The organism is Chloroherpetonaceae bacterium, assembly GCA_025056565.1.
In the GTDB taxonomy this organism is placed as follows: domain Bacteria; phylum Bacteroidota; class Chlorobiia; order Chlorobiales; family Thermochlorobacteraceae; genus Thermochlorobacter.
The window spans coordinates 106,175-122,329 of the sequence record JANWWA010000007.1; the positions used below are offsets into that span (position 1 = coordinate 106,175).

Below are 16,155 nucleotides of genomic sequence, written 5' to 3' on the forward strand. Positions count from 1 at the left end.
TAGATACAGCATTGACTTATTTTGAGAGCTTGCGAAACAAAGCACCTGCAAGGTAAGTGTTTTTGTCCTTGATGCGCTCGTAGCAAAGCCGCACTGAATCACGCTCACCTAATTCGTAGTAACAGATGCCAAGGCTGTAGTGAGCGTCCACATCCATTGAATCAATAGCGAGGGCTTTCTTGTATGCATCGCGAGCCTCTTCAAACTTCTTCATTTTGACATAAGCGTTGCCAATGTTGCGATAGGCATCGCGGCTGTTGGGCTTCAAGGCTGCAATTTTCTTAAATGCATCAACTGCATCACTGTATCGCTCAAGCTGAAAAGCCATAATGCCAAGAAGCGAGAGCGTAGCCGTGTCGGTCGGATTCAACTCTACAGCTTTTTGGTACGCAGGAATTGCTTTGTCGTATTCACCGAGCGACGCATATGCAGCGCCGAGCCGTAGGAAGATTTTAGGGTTGTTTGGTGCGTATTTAACAGCTTCTTGCAAGTTTTGAATGTCCTCGCGCGCCTTTGCCTTAGGGTCGTTGCAGGCACTGGCTGCAAGCAGCATCGCAAGGGCAAAAAGCAAGGTGCAAGTCTCTTTCATACTCTTAGAGCAGTCTTGCGAGTTGTTCAGCTAAGGGACTTTGCAAAGCTTGAAGCACGCGATATTGCTCACGCACGCCCTTCTGGTTGCCAATGCGGTAGTAAAGAAAACCTAAGGCAAGATGCACTTCCTCGTAATCTGGCTTCAAGTCGAGCGCTGTCTCAAAAGCTTTGATGGCTTCTTCGTTTTTGCCTGCATCATCGAGCGCATTGCCTAAATAGAAGTGAATTTCTGCAGATTGGGGGGATAGAGCTGCCGCTTTGGACAAAGCCTCCACTGCAGAAACGATTTCACCCCGCTGCAACTCCACAAGGCCTAAGCCCACCAGTGCTTCAATGTAATTGGGATTGCAGGTTAGTGCAGCGTGGTATGCTTTAGCGGCTTCAGCAAAGCGACCGCGTAAAGCGAGCACTTCCGCCAGAGCAAAATGTGCAACTGCATTTTGTGGTTCAGCTATGCAGCGCTGTTCTAAGGCAGCCAGCTCAAATGTTTCTTTCTCCGATTCCTCGATGGCGCGACGCAATGCATCATCATACTGCATATCGCCAAATGTTCGACAGTTGATAAATTAGTGCCACTCTGCATTGAAGAAAAGTTCTTTTAGATGCTGACGGGCATTCTTAAGATGCATTTCAATTTCGTGCTTGTCCAGATGTCGCTCAATTGAGATTTCATCAATGCTTTTGCGCCGCAGTTCATAGAGCGTAATTATGTCGCGCTCTATGCGAGGGAGTTTTTCAATGCAGTAGAGCAAACGCTCATGGTCTGTTTTGGGTGCCATCTTTTGCGCAGCGGGCTTTTCCGGAAGTGGTTTGACAGTGCCATAGCGCTTAGCAGCCATTGGTGGCACTCTACGCTGAGAGGTCTCATTTGACTTCACCACGAATTCATCAGTTTCTGGTAAAGAGTCTGCATTTGTGCCGATGGCAACCTTATCGCCTAACTGATTACGCTCAGGTGGCAGCTTCGATAGGTCAATCGTGATAGGCTTTTGTTTTTCTCGGAGAAGCGTCTGGGGGTCTAAGTTGATTTTCTCTGTAAGCCGTAGGTCGTGCAGGTGAGCAGGTTCCGGTTTGCGTGTATCGACCTCGCCAAAGAGCGCCATGAATTCATCATATTTTAGGCCGCGCGCTTCACAGTATGGAATTTCACGATTCCAGATGCGCTGACAAAGGTCTTCAAATCGCTCGGCTATCTCAGGTAAGCGAATTGCAACCTCGAAGGAGTCAGCAAGGTCGCGTGCGGCTGAACTATAAGGCAGTTTCATTAGGATATTGATACCAGCTTCTTTGGCATACCGCTCGGCAATACCGCTGCCATCATCGCGGTTGATGATAAGACCCAACAGGCGGGAACTGCCGCCAACGGTCTTGAAGTAGTTATTAGCAATGCAGATGTTGTTCGCCGCAAAAATGGATTGGCGGTCGTTGGAGACAACCAAAATTACTTCTTCGCTCAGCGAGCGTGCCAGTGGAGTGGCAAATCCGCCGCAGACGACGTCGCCGAGAAAATCCATCAAGATGATATCCAAGTCCCACTGGAAAAGTCCCAGTCGCTCCAGCACATCAAAGCCTGAGATAATGCCACGCCCGCCACAACCGCGCCCAACCTCCGGCCCTCCGATTTCAATGCCAAACACAGGCTGTGCAATGCCGTCGAGTTGGCGCTTAAAAACAATGTCCTCAATTTGCACCTTCTCGTGCGTCTCAGTTTTCTTGCCAAAGACTTCGGTAACCGTAGGCAGTGAAATGCCGCCAAAGAGAGAAGTCGTAGAGTCGTGTTTAGGGTCGCAGCCAATTTGCAGCGCGCGTTTGTTCATTTTTGCAAAGGTGGCAGTAAGATTGGTGGTAATAAAACTCTTTCCAATTCCACCTTTGCCATAAATCGCAATCGTCCGTGCAGGCATTGTATCCTCCTTTTTCAATAAATGTGCGTGAAGAGACTGCTCTAAACTTAGTGCACGTTCAAGAATGGTGCAAACTCAGGCGCGTATTTAGCGGGCACAAATTCAATGATTTGGTAAGTTGCCACACCACTCGTGATGTATGGGTCTTGCTGCAAAATTGCCTCCAAGCGTTCGCGTAGCGTTAGGTGCGAAATAAGCACGCCACCCACAGGCGGATTTTGACGACCCGATACGACAAAATTGCCCGCAGCATACTCCTTGTCTAAAAAGGCCAAGTGGGCTGCACGATGCTCATTGACTTCCTCCAGTGGCTTGGTATAAGTGTAAAGCACCACAAACATTTTTACTCAGGCTTCCAAGAAAGTACCATTTTGAGACAATTGTTATCGAACAAAGCGGTTTCATAAGCTTCAGCTAAGCCATTCCAAGCAGAGCTGTAATGCGTAAAGATGCGCTTGGCATCAATTTCGCCCGATGCAAGAATTGAGAGCGTGCGCTCTAAATCGCCCAGTGCCCATTGCTTAGCAGGCAGAATTTTGATTTCCTTCATAAAGGCAAAGTGATACGCAAGGTCAATGCGCTCGTAGTAACCGCCAAGCACCAGCACGCCATTCATTTTGAGAAACCGTAAGCTCTCCTCAATGGCGCGCATGACGCCCGTGCAATCAATAAGCGCATCAAACTCGGCATGACCTAATGCGCTCTCGAGAGCCGTTTGCGTCACATTGACACGCACATCAGCTGTAGATTTGGAGAGCCGAAAATCACTTAGGTCAGTAGCAACAGTGTAAGCAGCATGGAAATGCCGTGCAAAGTCCACCACCAGCAGCCCCACTGCACCTTGACCCAAGACCAGAATGCGCTTGTCTGTAACATGAGCCAAGTCAACGATGTGTAGGGCAGTGGCGGCAAGTGGGAGCGCAAGACCGAGCGACACATCGCTCAGCACATCTAAGCGCGTAACTTTATGATATGGGGAGACGATATACTGCGATGCGCCGCCGAATGCGGCATTAACATCTGTGTAACCAAACGACCCTGAAACATAGACAAACTTACCCAAGTATCCATCAGGCACATCACTGCCGACTTCAATGACCTTTCCAACGGTTTCGTAGCCAGGGATAACGGGGTATTGCGTCATTTGCATTTTCGGCAAGCGACCAGTGTAAAGCATTTTCTCCGTCCCTGCGCTTACCGATGTCCAAAATGTCTCCACGAGCACATCGCTGGGCTCGAGTGCACGCAGCGTAACCTCCCGCATCTCGAGCTGCTCTGGTGCCGTGAAAACCACTGCCATTGACTTCATAGTATTCTCCTTTCTACGACCACTACAAAAGAACATGGCTGCACTGCAACCACAGCTTGCCGAACAGTGGGTGCAGGATAGCCTGTCGCTTCAACTAAATCAACCCTTGAGCCTTCAGGCGCTTTTCATTGCGCTTTTCCAGCCAAACACGCACCAAATACTGCGCCGCATTAACCACATAGCTGAAATACGCTGCAAAAGCACACCAAATCAACACCTCTGTCGAGGCATTGAAATAGGCTAATACAAAGTATGAAAAATGCACAATGATGGCAATCGTGCTGCCAACATCTTCCCAGAAAAACTCAGGCGAGTAAATCCACATTCCAAAGACTTCCTTTTCCCAAACTGCACCTGTAGCAAACAGTAAAACTAAGAACAGCGTCTTCACGAAAACAGCAAGCGTAACCAGCGAAAAATTGTGAATCGTGCCATTGTAGTAAAGAAAGGTAATGATGACACCCACGAGAAACACCACAAACTGAATGGGGGCTAAGGTAAACTGCACTTTCGTCCAGATAGACGAATTGCGGATGCGAAGTTGCTCTGGCGTATAGCGAGGCATACTCCAATGTGTTCCTTTCTCTTGAGTGCTAAGGTCAAATGTAGCATAATTCACCCCGACTTGCAACAATTAACAAGTAGGGTTGCAAGAAGCGGACACACGGCGACGCAAGCCGGAGCGATTCTGCAGCGTCAAACAGTGTTAAGGTTAGAGCAGAATCGCTCATAAAATACTACGGGGCAGTTAAGTTCGAACAGTGAAAGTAGCTCAGGCAGTTATGGCAAAGTCGTAGAGTGGGAACTTTGCCGTCAGCTCTCTGACCTCTTGACGCACGTCTATGCACACTTGTTCGATGTGCGCAGAATGAGCATTTGAAATCACGCGGTCAATAAGTTCTGCAACATAGATGAACTCTTGTTCTCTAAATCCGCGTGTGGTCATTGCAGGGGTGCCAATGCGAATGCCACTAGTGATAAAGGCACTCTTGTCGTCGAAGGGCACCATATTCTTGTTAAGTGTGATGCCGGCTTTATGCAAAAGGTGTTCAGCTTCTTTGCCACTAATGTGCTTGTGTCGCAAGTCAATGAGCATAAGGTGGTTGTCTGTGCCACCCGAGATGATGTGGTAGCCAAGCGACAGGAATTTTTCTGCCATTGCGCGAGCGTTGCGCTGCACTTGCATCGTGTAGTCTTTGTATTCAGGTCTAAGGGCTTCGCCGAAGGCTACAGCCTTTGCCGCAATGATATGCATGAGTGGTCCGCCCTGCACGCCGGGCATCACTTCCGTATCTAAAACTTCAGACATCATTTTGAGGCGTTCACCGGTTTTGGTCTTAACCTTGATGCCGAAGGGGTTTTCAAAATCTTGTCCCATTAGAATCATTCCGCCGCGCGGCCCGCGCAAGGTTTTATGGGTGGTGGTGGTAACGAAGTGGCAATAAGGCAGTGGGTTGTTTAGCAGTCCTGTCGCAATCAGTCCAGCGGGGTGGGCGATGTCTGCAAGCAAAAATGCGCCAACGGAGTCAGCAATTTCGCGGAAGGCTTTGTAGTCCCAGTCACGGGAATACGCACTGGCGCCGCAGATGATAAGCTTTGGCTTCACTTCTTTGGCTTTGGCAGCGACTTTATCCATATCAATTCGTCCTGTCTCTTTCTCCACGCCATAGAAATGCGCTTCATAGAGCTTGCCAGAGAAATTAACTGGAGAGCCGTGCGTGAGATGGCCACCGTGTGCTAAGTCGAAGCCTAAGATGCGGTCGCCGGGTTTTAGCACCGCAAAGAAGACCGCCATGTTGGCGTTTGAGCCTGAGTGCGGTTGCACATTTGCATATTCTGCGCCGAAGAGTTTCTTGGCGCGCTCACGAGCCAGATTTTCAGCAATATCTACAAACTCGCAACCGCCGTAGTAGCGCTTGCCCGGGTAGCCTTCGGCATACTTGTTGGTCATCACCGAGCCAGCTGCTTCCAACACGGCACGACTGGCAAAGTTTTCAGACGCAATGAGCTCAATTGTTTCGGTTTGTCGTTCCAATTCACCTTGAAGAGCGGCGAAAATTTCGGGGTCAGTAGTGCGAAGTGTCTCTAACATTTGCTTAGCTTGGTTGAAAATTCAAAAGATTGGGCGAAGATACGGCATCGCAAGCCGTTTTACAACTCTTTAGCAGCGCTGCAATTTTTGCTACATTTCAGGCAAACGTCTGTTCCAATGCAGCACGAGCGCATTCCAACTATCATCATCACAGGCTTTTTGGGCAGTGGCAAAACCACGCTCATCAAACATTTACTAAACACATCGTTAAAAGACCGCAAGGTCGCTCTGATTGAAAACGAGATTGGTGAAGTCAGTGTCGACACCACCATTCTCAAAACGCAAAACGTAGAGATTTCAGAGCTGACAGCGGGCTGTATGTGCTGCACCATCTCGGGCGATTTTTCCAATGCCGTTACCGATATTCTTAGTGGGGTAACGCCTGATGTGCTGCTCATTGAGACTACTGGCATTGCAAACCCAATTTCCATTTTTATGATGCTGGCTAATGACCAGCGACTTATCTTGGATACCATCATCACGGTTGCTGATGCCGAGCGCTTAGAGGATAACTTGGCAGAAAATCTGGTGGCAGAAATCCAGCTGACGATTAGTGACCTTGTAGTGCTGAACAAGACTGATGTGTGCAGCGAGGCGGCATTGCTGCGAGCAGAAAAACTTATTCGCCAGATGAATGAGCGCGCACCGATTTTTAGAACCGTGCAAGGGCAAATTCCACCAGAGCTGATCTTTGCTCCCAAGCGTGAAGGTCTAAGAGAAGAGCTGCGCGCGCAAGTGCTCGAGCTGAAAAAGAAATACGATGCAGAGATTGAGCGAAGGTTGCATCTGAAGCGTGCGGAGCAAGCTGCGCTGGCAAGTCCGACAATAGGACAACCCGCGCCCGCCCATAACCACCATCACGAGCACGGCGCAGAGAGCTACCACTTGGAGGTTGACCAAATTGAGACGTTTGCCTTTGAACGCCCTGAGGTATTTGTGCAGCGCAAATTTGAGGAGCTTTTGGCAACGCTGCCACGCTACTACTACCGTGCTAAGGGGATTGTGAATTTCGTGGAGATGCAAAACCCGACCATCTTCAACTTCGCTTCAGGACGCTACACCTTCGACTACGAGACTCTGCAAGATGAGGATTTCAGAAAAAGTGGCTCAAGCTCACTTTTTGTCTTTATCGGCAAACAGATTGCAGGCGAGCGCGAGCAGATGCTGGAACGACTGCTGGCATGCAAAGCCTACTAATCCCGGCTAGCAGCGAATTCATGAAATTACCTAAACAGCGGGGAAGTAGACGCATCTCTGCGCCGTGATTCTATTGCTGTTCCGCTATTAGGTAAGTACTCTCAACATTTTAGCAGGTGCGGGCGCAAGGCAGCGCCTTAGACCAAGCTCCTGACCCTCCCCTGTAAGGAAGAGAAAACCTAACATTGCGAACAGTGCTGCGGCAAAAAGCCGCATAGAGTGATGGCTATGCCTGCTCTACTGAGTGCAAGGTCGGGACACTCCAACAGCCTGTAAGGAGAGAGCGGGACGCGGTGGCCGACAAAAGCTCGAGCAAGAAGGTATAATTTTTTAACTTTCGCCTGCTTAACCTATGTTACCAAGCGTCTATGACCACAGAGCCAAACGAACCCAATTTTTCCAGGTCAAGAGAAACACCAGTCTTTCGCACTGCGCCGAAAGAAATTGACGAGACACCAGTCTTTCGCACTGAAAAAGAAACTGAGCTACCGAAAGCGCCGCGTGTGCTCACGGAGGTCGTGCTAAGCATTGAAAAATTCAAGTTCTACTACGGTCAAACCTTAGCGCTGCGAGAAATCACGATGAACGTGATGCGCGGGGAGGTAGTGGCGCTGATTGGTCCATCGGGCTGCGGCAAATCAACCTTGCTCAAAGCGATTAATCGCATTCACGAAGTTTCCTATCCTGTGCGCATTGAAGGGCGCATTCTTTTAGACGGCAAAGATATATATGCACCAGAAGTAGATGTAACGGCGCTGCGGCGGCGTGTCGGAATGGTCTTCCAAAAACCAAATCCCTTTCCAAAATCGGTCTATGAGAACGTGGCATTTGGTCTTAAAATTCTGGGCGGCTATACCAAATCCGACATTGATGGCATTGTAGAACAGAGCTTGAAACAGGCGGCACTGTGGGACGAGGTGAAAGACCGCTTGCATACTAACGCACTGGGCTTATCAGGCGGGCAGCAGCAGCGGCTATGCATTGCACGTGCCTTAGCCACTCAGCCTGAAATTCTATTGATGGACGAGCCTTGCTCCGCACTCGACCCAATCTCCACGCAGAAGATTGAAGACCTGATTGATGAGCTAAAATCGCAGTATACCTTCATCATTGTGACCCACAATATGCAGCAAGCTGCGCGCGTAAGCGACCGCACAGCCTTTATGATGCAAGGCAGCTTAATTGAATACGACAGCACAGAGAAAATCTTCACCAAGCCTGCGCAGAAATTAACTGAGGATTATATCCTGGGTCGCTTCGGATAGCGCCGGCGCAAGCTGCCCACAAAGTTTGCCGTAAAGTGTGGCGCTAAGCAAGTGCTTGTCCGAACTTCTCTCAAGCCATATCCGTTAATAGGGCGTGCGATGAGTGACACAAGACCAATATACGAAAAGGTCGCTGACCGACTAATTGGGCATCTGGGAGATTTGTCGGAGTTGTCTTACTCCGCTTTGCAGTTGCTGCCATTTCCCCTGCTTTTTAAGAACATCTTCTTTGCTGAATTGCGTCGTGAGGCGAGAGAAGAATTGCGCCGCTTCAAATCTGAGCGGTTTCTTTTTGGACATAGCTCCCTTGAACCCTATCGAAACGCTTTGGCAGATGCGGCGACTGCTACGGCGGTGCTCTCGCGTGAAGAATGCATAAAACTCATTCGACGCACGGCACGCCTGCAAGGTGAGTACCTTGAGCGCCCACAGCACTTTCTTTGCAAGCACCTTTATGCGGAAAGCTACGAACTCAGTGCTGAAGCCATTCGACAAGCTCTTTCACCCTTCACTGAGTATCAGTATCTAACCGAAGTCTTGCTGCAATACCTTTCTCGCAAACGGGTGGCATCACTGAGCGATGAGCGATTTGAAAAGTTGATTGCAGATATTGATAGAAAAGTGTGCGCCACCTACAACTCGGCCGAGTGGGCATATCTGTTGGAACCGCTGTATGCCTACTATTCACTGGGCGGTGAATTGAGAGTACCAATTAGCGTGCTGCAGGTTTTCCTACGAGAAAAAGATGCGCTCTCGGCGCTGAGTGCGCTGATGCACCTTCGTGAGCACGGCATAGATGCCCTTGCGCATTCCGACATAGCCTTGCTCTTTGAGGGCAGCGTCGAGGAGCTGCTGCGAAAGAAAAAATCACTTAGTGCACCGCCTGAGTTCAAAGAAACACTGGTGGCTCATCTTTCGCGCCAGCTCGCCGAAGAGGCACTCAGCAAATCAACTGAGACTGTACCGCAGGTTGCGGCACTGAGCAACTCGCCCTCCACAGCACAGCATCAATCAGAAAGGCTGCATCCCTCGCAAGCCTTAGCAACAACCGATTCACCTGACGCAGTCACTGCATCAGCAAGTGAGGTGAAGACTCCTACAGATTTACAAGTCGCTGCAGAGGCGCCACTTCAAGCCGCGCTGGAGCCTACGGCTGCAGAAGAGAAAGACCTGCACGCACGCTTGCCACAGAGCAAAGTGGAAATAGACAAGCAAAAGACCGAACCAGCCACGGCAGAGGCAAGCAACAAGGCAAAAGACCCTGAAGCGGCCATCCCCACCTCTGCGAACCGTGACCAAGGTGCTGCAGCAATGCAACCAAATGCTCCACAGTCGCAAGCAAACTATCAGAATGAAACAACGCTTTTGCCCACAGCTGCTCCTGCAAGGCCCGCTGAACGCAAAGAGCTAGCTGACCTGCGGGCACTTATTACGCTAAGCGACCGCAAGAAAATCATTAAGCGTGTCTTCAAAGGAAGCGAAGTAGAGTATGAAAAAGCTATCTCTGAACTCAATCAGAAAAAAACATGGCGTGAAGCCTCAATATACTTAGACCAAGAGGTCTTCAAACGCTTCAATGTCGATGAATACTCGACGGAAGCCGTGCTACTAACCGATACCGTTTTTGAACGACACTCTCGAAAACCCTAAACGACCGTGCAATGACTCCCAAGAAACTGCGAGTGTGTAACTTTATGAGCTACGGTGAGGAAGGCTCCGAGCTGAATTTTGACCTCTTCCATGTGGCTTGCATCACAGGAGAAAATGGGGCGGGTAAATCCAGCCTTGTGGAGGCGATTCCATGGTGCCTCTGGGGCAGAAGTCTACGCGGACGCAATGCAGAGTTAATTCGACGTGGCGCGACTCATGCCTATGTGGAATTTGAGTTCACCTTGGATGGAGAAGAAAGGCTATATAAAGTCAAACGCTCCTTGCAGCAGTCTCGAGGAAATACAGCATCCCAGACCTTAGAGTTTTTCGTCTGGAACGACGAAAATGGGCGCTTTCACCCACTTAGCCTGCCAAATCAAAGGGAAACACAAGCTCGGATTGAAAGAGAAATCGGTATCAGTTACGACACATTTATCAACGCCTCGTTTTTGTTGCAAGGGCGAGCCAATGAATTTACAACGCGAACCGCAACCGAGCGCAAAGAAATTTTATCCGACATTCTTCAGCTCCAGCGCTACCAAGAAATTTCCGAGAAAGCCGACGAGAAACGGAAAGAACGAGAGAGGGCGATAGAAACAACGGAAATTCTTATCCAGCGACTGGAGGAGGAGCTAAAAGAAGAGCCAGAGGTGGCAGCCAAACTGGAAGAAGCAAAACGGCGGCAAGCTGAGTTGCAGGCACAAAAGGTATCACTCGAGGCAAAACGGTCATCGCTCGAGGTGGAATTGAAGCGCCTTCAGGAGAAAAATCATCAATTGCAGCTGTGGCAGCAAACCCTGAGCAACTATGAGCAGCAGATTCGAGAAAGTTTGCAAAAGAAGCAATCACTTCAGCAGGAAATTGACGCGCTGCGCGCAAGATTAGCAACTCGACAAGAAATAGAGCAGAAAGCTGAGCACTATGAAGCGTTGCAGAAGAGGGTGGCAGAGCTGGATAGCCGTGCTGCGGCTTGGCAGCGACTTTCGTTGGAACTAAGCAATGCGCAGAACGAGCTCCTACGGCAAACGGAAATGCGCCAACTTCAGCTCGAGAACGAGCGCAGCAAACTAAAACGGCTTTGCGAAGAGCAGCAGCAGCTCGCTGCCCGAGCAGCTGCACTGCGACAAGAATATGACACGCTCAAACAACTGCTACCAGAGCGAGCGCAAGTAGAAGCGCAGATAGCTGACCTTCCGCAGTTGCGACAAGAGGAAAATCAGCTCACTCAGAAGCGGGGCACCCTAGCTGGTGCAGTTGCACAGCTGCACACCCAAATGAGCAGCCTTTCAGAAAAGGGCAGGATGTTCAAGGAATTGCCGGACGCAGTTTGTCCCGTCTGCCACTCACCGCTTACACCTGAACACCGCGAAAAAGTGCTGAACGAATACCGAAGTGAATATGTGTGTCTAAGAGACAAAAAAGCTGCGCTCGAGAGCGAACTTGGGGATATAGATGTAGCCTTGGAAGCGCTGCGGCAGAGTATTTCACAGAAGGAAGAATGGAGCCATAAGCTGCGTGAGCTTGAGAGGAGGTTAGCGCGTCTAAGCAGCATTGAGTTAGAGCAGACCGAAGTGGAGAGTCGCCAGCAGCGGCTCTCGGAGGAGCAGGAGCGCGTAAAGCAAGCCGTGCAAGCTCTTGAGTATGAGCTATCCTCTGGGGATTATGCGCAAGATGTGCGCCAGCGGCTTGCACACTTGCAAAGCGAGCTGAGCCAACTAAGCTACTCGCCAAGTGAGCACGACGAACTGCGCCAACAGCTAAGCGACTTAGCTGGGATTCAGAGGGAATTGATAGAACTTGCCACTGCGGCAAGTGAGCTGCGTAATAGAGAAGCGGCGCTCGAGGAAGCAGAAGCAACTGTTCAGCAGCTATCCGAAGCGAAAGAGAAAGCCGTGCAGCAAGTGCACATGCTGAAGGGTGAAGTAGAAAGACTCTCCTCACTTGAAGCGGAGCATGCACAGGTAGAAGAGACACTACGCTCACTGAGCAATCAGCTTATCAACGTGGGCGGAGAGGTTCAAGCGCTCGAAATATGCATGAATAAGCTGAAAGACACACGTATCACGCTCCAGAATGCACGAGAGACACTGCAGCACGAGCAAGAAGAGCATGCGCAGTATGAGGCTCTGAGAGACATCTTTAGCGTCTCAGGTATTCAAAGTATGCTGATTGAAAATGCTGTGCCCTTCATTGAGCAAGAAGCCAACTTGCTGCTGGAAAAATTGACTAACAATCAAATGTCGCTCCGAATTGAGATGCAGCGAATGCAGCAAAATGGAAAACAGGTGGATTCGCTCGAGATTCGCATCATTGATAGCACAGGCAACTCACGTGACTACGAGACATTTTCAGGAGGCGAAAAATTCCGAATTGACTTTTCGCTGCGCATTGCTCTCTCTAAACTCTTAGCTGTTCAGCACCAAGTCGGCGTGAAAATGCTGGTTATAGATGAAGGGTTTGGCACGCAAGATGTAGAGGGTCTTGAGGCAATAATTGAAGCTATCAATGCAGTGCGCGCGGATTTCGAGAAAATTTTGCTGATCACGCACATAGACAGGCTGCGAGAAGCCTTCGAGAGCAAAATCTATGTAACGAGAGACGCAAAAAAAGGCTCGCATTTTACCGTCCATTCCGCATAACCTTGTTGCCAAAAAAGTGGCAAAACCAGTCGTTGCAATCATTGGGCGACCAAATGTAGGTAAGTCGACACTCTTTAACCGAATTGTAGGGCGTCGGCATGCCATCGTGGATGACCAGCCGGGCGTAACGCGCGACCGCAATGAGCTGGAAGTGGAGTGGTGCGGACGCCCATTTGTGTTGGTAGACACAGGCGGTTACACCACTGCCGATGATGCAATTAGCAGGGGAGTACTCTCACAGGTCTTTCAAGCGATTGAAGAAGCTGATGTGTTGATTTTCGTTTGCGATGTGCGAGCAGGCATCACCGATGTGGACTACGAAGTGGCAGATGTGCTGCGCAAGAAAGCCGCAGGCAAAACGTTGCTCTTGGCGGTGAACAAAGTCGATAGCGACGCATGGCGTCCGCAAGCAGAGGAATTTCGTAAGCTGGGCTTAGGCGAGCCATTTTTCATCGCAGGCGAACAAGGTTTGGGAGTAGCGGAACTCTTGGATGCTGCAGTCCAAGCCTTCCCAGCTTACGCAGTCGCTGAGCCAGCTGACACAAATGCGGTGAAGTTAGCAGTAGTCGGTCGACCGAATGTTGGCAAGTCCAGCTTTGTGAATGCGATCTTGGGGGAAGAACGGCAAATCGTAACTGACATTGCAGGCACAACACGCGATGCAATTGATACACCTTTTCGGCGCAATGGTCAAGCCTTCATCTTGATTGACACGGCGGGATTGCGACGGCGTGCCAAAGTTGAAGAAGACATAGAATTTTTCAGTGCCACCCGCACGGAAAAAGCTTTGGAGCGTGCCGATGTCGCCATTGTGCTGATTGATGCGCAGCAGGGCTTGGAAAAGCAAGACTTGCGCATCATCAATATGGCACTCGAGCGCAAGTGTGGGGTGCTGATTGCAATTAACAAATGGGACTTGATTGAAAAAGATGCGAATACGGCACAAACATTCACACAGGCAGTGGCTCAGCGGCTGAAAAACCTTTCATACCTGCCTATCATCACAGTTTCGGCACTCACTAAGCAGCGTGTCTTCAAAGCCGTTGATTTGGCACGAGAGATTTGGGCAGAGCGTCGCCGTCGTATTGAGACCAGCGAGCTGAACCGTGTGCTGCTGCCTGAAATTCAACGCACGCCGCCATGGTCAAAGTCTGGTAAGGAAATCAAAGTCAAGTACATCACGCAGCTGGCGATTGAGCCGCCCTTATTCGCCTTCTATGCTGGCAATGCCAAGCTGGTGGAAGAAAGCTACAAGAAGTTCGTTGAACGGCTCATTCGTGATAAGTTTGGTTTCAAAGGCGTGCCGATTGAGGTGCAATTTCGGCAAAAGTAAGTGCTGGCAAAGTCTGCTCAACTCCACTTGGTAGTAAGGGATACGACAAGACGGTCAGAGCGCCATAATCTCGAGGCGTTTTTTAAGTTCCGCAATGTCTCGCCGCAGCTCAGGCGAAGTTTCTTGCTCCTTCTCGACCGTAGTAACGGCGTGAATTACTGTAGAGTGGTCGCGCCCGCCAAAGTGTAGTCCAATAGTCTTAAATGATGAGTTGGTGAGTTGCTTACCCAGATACATGGCCACCTGACGCGCTAATGCAATTTCTTGCTTGCGCGATTTACCCTTGATGTCATTTGGTGAGATGTGGTAGTATTCACAGGTCGCTTTTTCAATCATTTCCAGCGTAATGTTGACCGTGCGGTCGCGAATGATGTCCTTGAGCACGGACTTTGCCAGCGCAAGGTCAATTTCTTTGCCTTGCAGCGACGCAGTGGCTAAAAGCTTGATAAGGCAGCCTTCCAACTCGCGCACATTGCTGGTTACATTTGTGGCGATGAAGGTAACCACATCATCGGGCAGGGTAGCGCCATTATCTTCCAGTTTTCGCCGTAGAATCGCAAGGCGGGTCTCAAAGTCTGGAGGTTGCAAGTCGGTGACAAGTCCCCACTGAAAGCGCGATAGCAAACGTTCCTCCATATCGCGCAGTTCCTTAATAGGACGGTCGCACGAGAGCACAATCTGCTTGTTGGCTTGATGCAATGTGTTAAAAATGTGGAAAATCTCCTCTTGCGTCTTGCCCTTGCCTGCAAAGAACTGAATGTCGTCAATGATAAGTAGGTCAATATTGCGGTAGAAAGCGGAAAATTCGCTGATGCGGTTGTTTTGAATAGCCGTTACAAAGTCAATTGCAAATTTCTCGCTGGATACATAGAGCACAAACTCTGCCTTACGTTTGAGGCGCACATAATTGCCGATGGCTTGCACAAGATGAGTTTTACCTAAACCCACTCCACCATAGATCACCAGTGGGTTGTAAGCATTTTTGCCGGGGGTCTCGGCAACCGAGCGCGCAGCGGCAAGCGCAAATGCATTACAGTCGCCCTGAATAAAGTTCTCGAAACTGTGACGAGGGTTAAGGTAACTCTCAAAGCGCTGCACATTAGCTTTGTAGAGCTCATATGCGGCGCGCGAAACCGCAATTGGACGCACTTCGGGAGAAGATGCAGGGACAGGGGGCTGTTGCGGCAGCTTGATGGTAACAGGCTCTATGGGGGACTGCTGCACCACAACGGAGTAGGTGAGTTTGGCTTGTCGACCGATAACATCCAAAATCGTGCGCTTGAGAAGAGAGTAATAGTTTTCCTCAAGCCACTCGTAGAAGAACTGGCTCGGAACTTGAATAACAAGCTCCCCGCCTGAGAGACGGAGCGGCACAATTGGTTCAAACCAAGTCTTGAAGCTCTGCGGATTGACATTGTCTCGGATAATATCCAGACACTTCCGCCAGGCTTCTCGAGCCGCCTGAACATCGTCCGCAACAGTCGGCTTATCGTCCGATGCGTTCATAGCAACCATTGGTTTAGAGGAAAAATCCACGTATTGATGCACCATTTATCCACACCGCACAGCCTCACTTATGGGTGCTGCGACCAACTGACTGGCGTAGCGCACTGCTTTAGGACATACAGGGTTTTTAAGTTTTCAACAATACGAAGAAGTTTTTAAGTGATTGTTGTAAAATAACTTAGAAACAAATTTTTTAAGTTATCCACATCTTTAACGTAATTAACAAAAAGTCATCAAAGACCAGAAGGGTATCAAGTCTATTTTCTCACAACTTATCCACATTTCCATGCAGTTTGGTGTGTATTCTATGTCAGTTGAAGCTGGGTTGTGCGTAATGTTGCCTTGTTCCTCTGTAGAGATGCTTCTCATTGACACAGCCTATCCCATTTCGGAAAAATGGGGCTAAATCTACAACAAAGTGCGCAAGGCGCAAACTTGTTTTTGCAGAAAAAATGTGATACATTTGCCGCTCATTTTAAGAGATCTGAATAGTATGAAACGCACATATCAGCCAAGCAATCGAAAGCGCCGCAACAAGCACGGCTTTCGTGCGAGAATGGCAACCAAGAATGGACGGAAGGTGTTGGCTCGCCGCCGTGCAAAAGGTCGCTATCGGCTCACAGTAAGCGACTCAATGAGCCACAAACAGCGATAGTCAGTCAATGGCAG

The 16,155-nt window shown here is 49.6% G+C and carries 14 protein-coding genes and 1 pseudogene; 6 read left to right on the plus strand and 9 right to left on the minus strand.

All coding sequences use genetic code 11. The features are described 5' to 3' along the window. Window positions 1–16: 16 nt before the first annotated feature. The 8 genes and pseudogenes from NZM05_07220 to NZM05_07255 all read right to left on the minus strand — a co-directional run bounded on the left by NZM05_07220 (window position 17) and on the right by NZM05_07255 (window position 5,896). On the minus strand, window positions 17–589 hold the full coding sequence (locus NZM05_07220) for a tetratricopeptide repeat protein (GenBank protein ID MCS7013407.1): 573 nt from the start codon (window positions 587–589) through the stop codon (window positions 17–19). A 4-nt stretch (window positions 590–593) separates the two neighbouring features. Continuing rightward, entirely contained in the window at window positions 594–1,130 is a 537-nt protein-coding gene (locus NZM05_07225) for a tetratricopeptide repeat protein (protein MCS7013408.1), read from the minus strand. A gap of 27 nt (window positions 1,131–1,157) precedes the next feature. After that, on the minus strand, window positions 1,158–1,370 hold the full coding sequence (locus NZM05_07230; GenBank protein ID MCS7013409.1) for a sigma-70 region 4 domain-containing protein: 213 nt from the start codon (window positions 1,368–1,370) through the stop codon (window positions 1,158–1,160). A gap of 303 nt (window positions 1,371–1,673) precedes the next feature. Then, window positions 1,674–2,495, minus strand: a pseudogene (locus NZM05_07235) (chlorophyllide a reductase iron protein subunit X). 47 nt (window positions 2,496–2,542) lie between these two features. Then, window positions 2,543–2,836, minus strand: a complete 294-nt coding sequence (locus NZM05_07240; GenBank protein ID MCS7013410.1) for a YciI family protein — start codon at window positions 2,834–2,836, stop codon at window positions 2,543–2,545. Between the two features lie 2 nt (window positions 2,837–2,838). Beyond that, a complete protein-coding gene (gene bchC / locus NZM05_07245; protein ID MCS7013411.1) occupies window positions 2,839–3,804 on the minus strand; it encodes a chlorophyll synthesis pathway protein BchC in 966 nt (321 codons plus the stop codon). A gap of 94 nt (window positions 3,805–3,898) precedes the next feature. Continuing rightward, window positions 3,899–4,369, minus strand: a complete 471-nt coding sequence (gene bchF / locus NZM05_07250; protein ID MCS7013412.1) for a 2-vinyl bacteriochlorophyllide hydratase — start codon at window positions 4,367–4,369, stop codon at window positions 3,899–3,901. Between the two features lie 207 nt (window positions 4,370–4,576). Beyond that, window positions 4,577–5,896, minus strand: a complete 1,320-nt coding sequence (locus NZM05_07255) for a serine hydroxymethyltransferase (protein ID MCS7013413.1) — start codon at window positions 5,894–5,896, stop codon at window positions 4,577–4,579. 117 nt (window positions 5,897–6,013) lie between these two features. Here NZM05_07255 and NZM05_07260 point away from each other — a divergent pair, with 117 nt between their 5' ends. The 5 genes from NZM05_07260 to der all read left to right on the plus strand — a co-directional run bounded on the left by NZM05_07260 (window position 6,014) and on the right by der (window position 13,980). Continuing rightward, entirely contained in the window at window positions 6,014–7,093 is a 1,080-nt protein-coding gene (locus NZM05_07260; GenBank protein MCS7013414.1) for a GTP-binding protein, read from the plus strand. Between the two features lie 368 nt (window positions 7,094–7,461). Then, window positions 7,462–8,358: a phosphate ABC transporter ATP-binding protein PstB gene (pstB, locus tag NZM05_07265; protein MCS7013415.1), complete on the plus strand. Its 897-nt coding sequence runs from the start codon at window positions 7,462–7,464 to the stop codon at window positions 8,356–8,358. Window positions 8,359–8,457: 99 nt separating this feature from the next. Then, a complete protein-coding gene (locus NZM05_07270) occupies window positions 8,458–10,008 on the plus strand; it encodes a hypothetical protein (protein ID MCS7013416.1) in 1,551 nt (516 codons plus the stop codon). An 11-nt stretch (window positions 10,009–10,019) separates the two neighbouring features. Beyond that, window positions 10,020–12,647: an SMC family ATPase gene (locus NZM05_07275; GenBank protein MCS7013417.1), complete on the plus strand. Its 2,628-nt coding sequence runs from the start codon at window positions 10,020–10,022 to the stop codon at window positions 12,645–12,647. Between the two features lie 16 nt (window positions 12,648–12,663). Continuing rightward, window positions 12,664–13,980, plus strand: coding sequence for a ribosome biogenesis GTPase Der (gene der, locus NZM05_07280; GenBank protein MCS7013418.1), 1,317 nt, complete (start codon window positions 12,664–12,666; stop codon window positions 13,978–13,980). Between the two features lie 54 nt (window positions 13,981–14,034). On the opposite strand, the gene dnaA is transcribed toward der, so the two are convergent. After that, window positions 14,035–15,486, minus strand: a complete 1,452-nt coding sequence (gene dnaA / locus NZM05_07285) for a chromosomal replication initiator protein DnaA (GenBank protein ID MCS7013419.1) — start codon at window positions 15,484–15,486, stop codon at window positions 14,035–14,037. Window positions 15,487–15,979: 493 nt separating this feature from the next. On the opposite strand from dnaA, the gene rpmH reads away from it, so the two are divergent. Then, on the plus strand, window positions 15,980–16,141 hold the full coding sequence (rpmH, locus tag NZM05_07290) for a 50S ribosomal protein L34 (GenBank protein ID MCS7013420.1): 162 nt from the start codon (window positions 15,980–15,982) through the stop codon (window positions 16,139–16,141). The last annotated feature ends 14 nt before the right edge of the window (window positions 16,142–16,155 follow it).

Bases quoted from the DNA above. Each gene is read 5' to 3' on its own strand.
- NZM05_07220 (MCS7013407.1), bottom strand. From the start codon at position 589: ATGAAAGAGACTTGCACCTTGCTTTTTGCCCTTGCGATGCTGCTTGCA.
- NZM05_07225 (MCS7013408.1), bottom strand. From the start codon at position 1,130: ATGCAGTATGATGATGCATTGCGTCGCGCCATCGAGGAATCGGAGAAA.
- NZM05_07230 (MCS7013409.1), bottom strand. From the start codon at position 1,370: ATGGCACCCAAAACAGACCATGAGCGTTTGCTCTACTGCATTGAAAAA.
- NZM05_07240 (MCS7013410.1), bottom strand. From the start codon at position 2,836: ATGTTTGTGGTGCTTTACACTTATACCAAGCCACTGGAGGAAGTCAAT.
- bchC (MCS7013411.1), bottom strand. From the start codon at position 3,804: ATGAAGTCAATGGCAGTGGTTTTCACGGCACCAGAGCAGCTCGAGATG.
- bchF (MCS7013412.1), bottom strand. From the start codon at position 4,369: ATGCCTCGCTATACGCCAGAGCAACTTCGCATCCGCAATTCGTCTATC.
- NZM05_07255 (MCS7013413.1), bottom strand. From the start codon at position 5,896: ATGTTAGAGACACTTCGCACTACTGACCCCGAAATTTTCGCCGCTCTT.
- NZM05_07260 (MCS7013414.1), top strand. From the start codon at position 6,014: ATGCAGCACGAGCGCATTCCAACTATCATCATCACAGGCTTTTTGGGC.
- pstB (MCS7013415.1), top strand. From the start codon at position 7,462: ATGACCACAGAGCCAAACGAACCCAATTTTTCCAGGTCAAGAGAAACA.
- NZM05_07270 (MCS7013416.1), top strand. From the start codon at position 8,458: ATGAGTGACACAAGACCAATATACGAAAAGGTCGCTGACCGACTAATT.
- NZM05_07275 (MCS7013417.1), top strand. From the start codon at position 10,020: ATGACTCCCAAGAAACTGCGAGTGTGTAACTTTATGAGCTACGGTGAG.
- dnaA (MCS7013419.1), bottom strand. From the start codon at position 15,486: ATGAACGCATCGGACGATAAGCCGACTGTTGCGGACGATGTTCAGGCG.
- rpmH (MCS7013420.1), top strand. From the start codon at position 15,980: ATGAAACGCACATATCAGCCAAGCAATCGAAAGCGCCGCAACAAGCAC.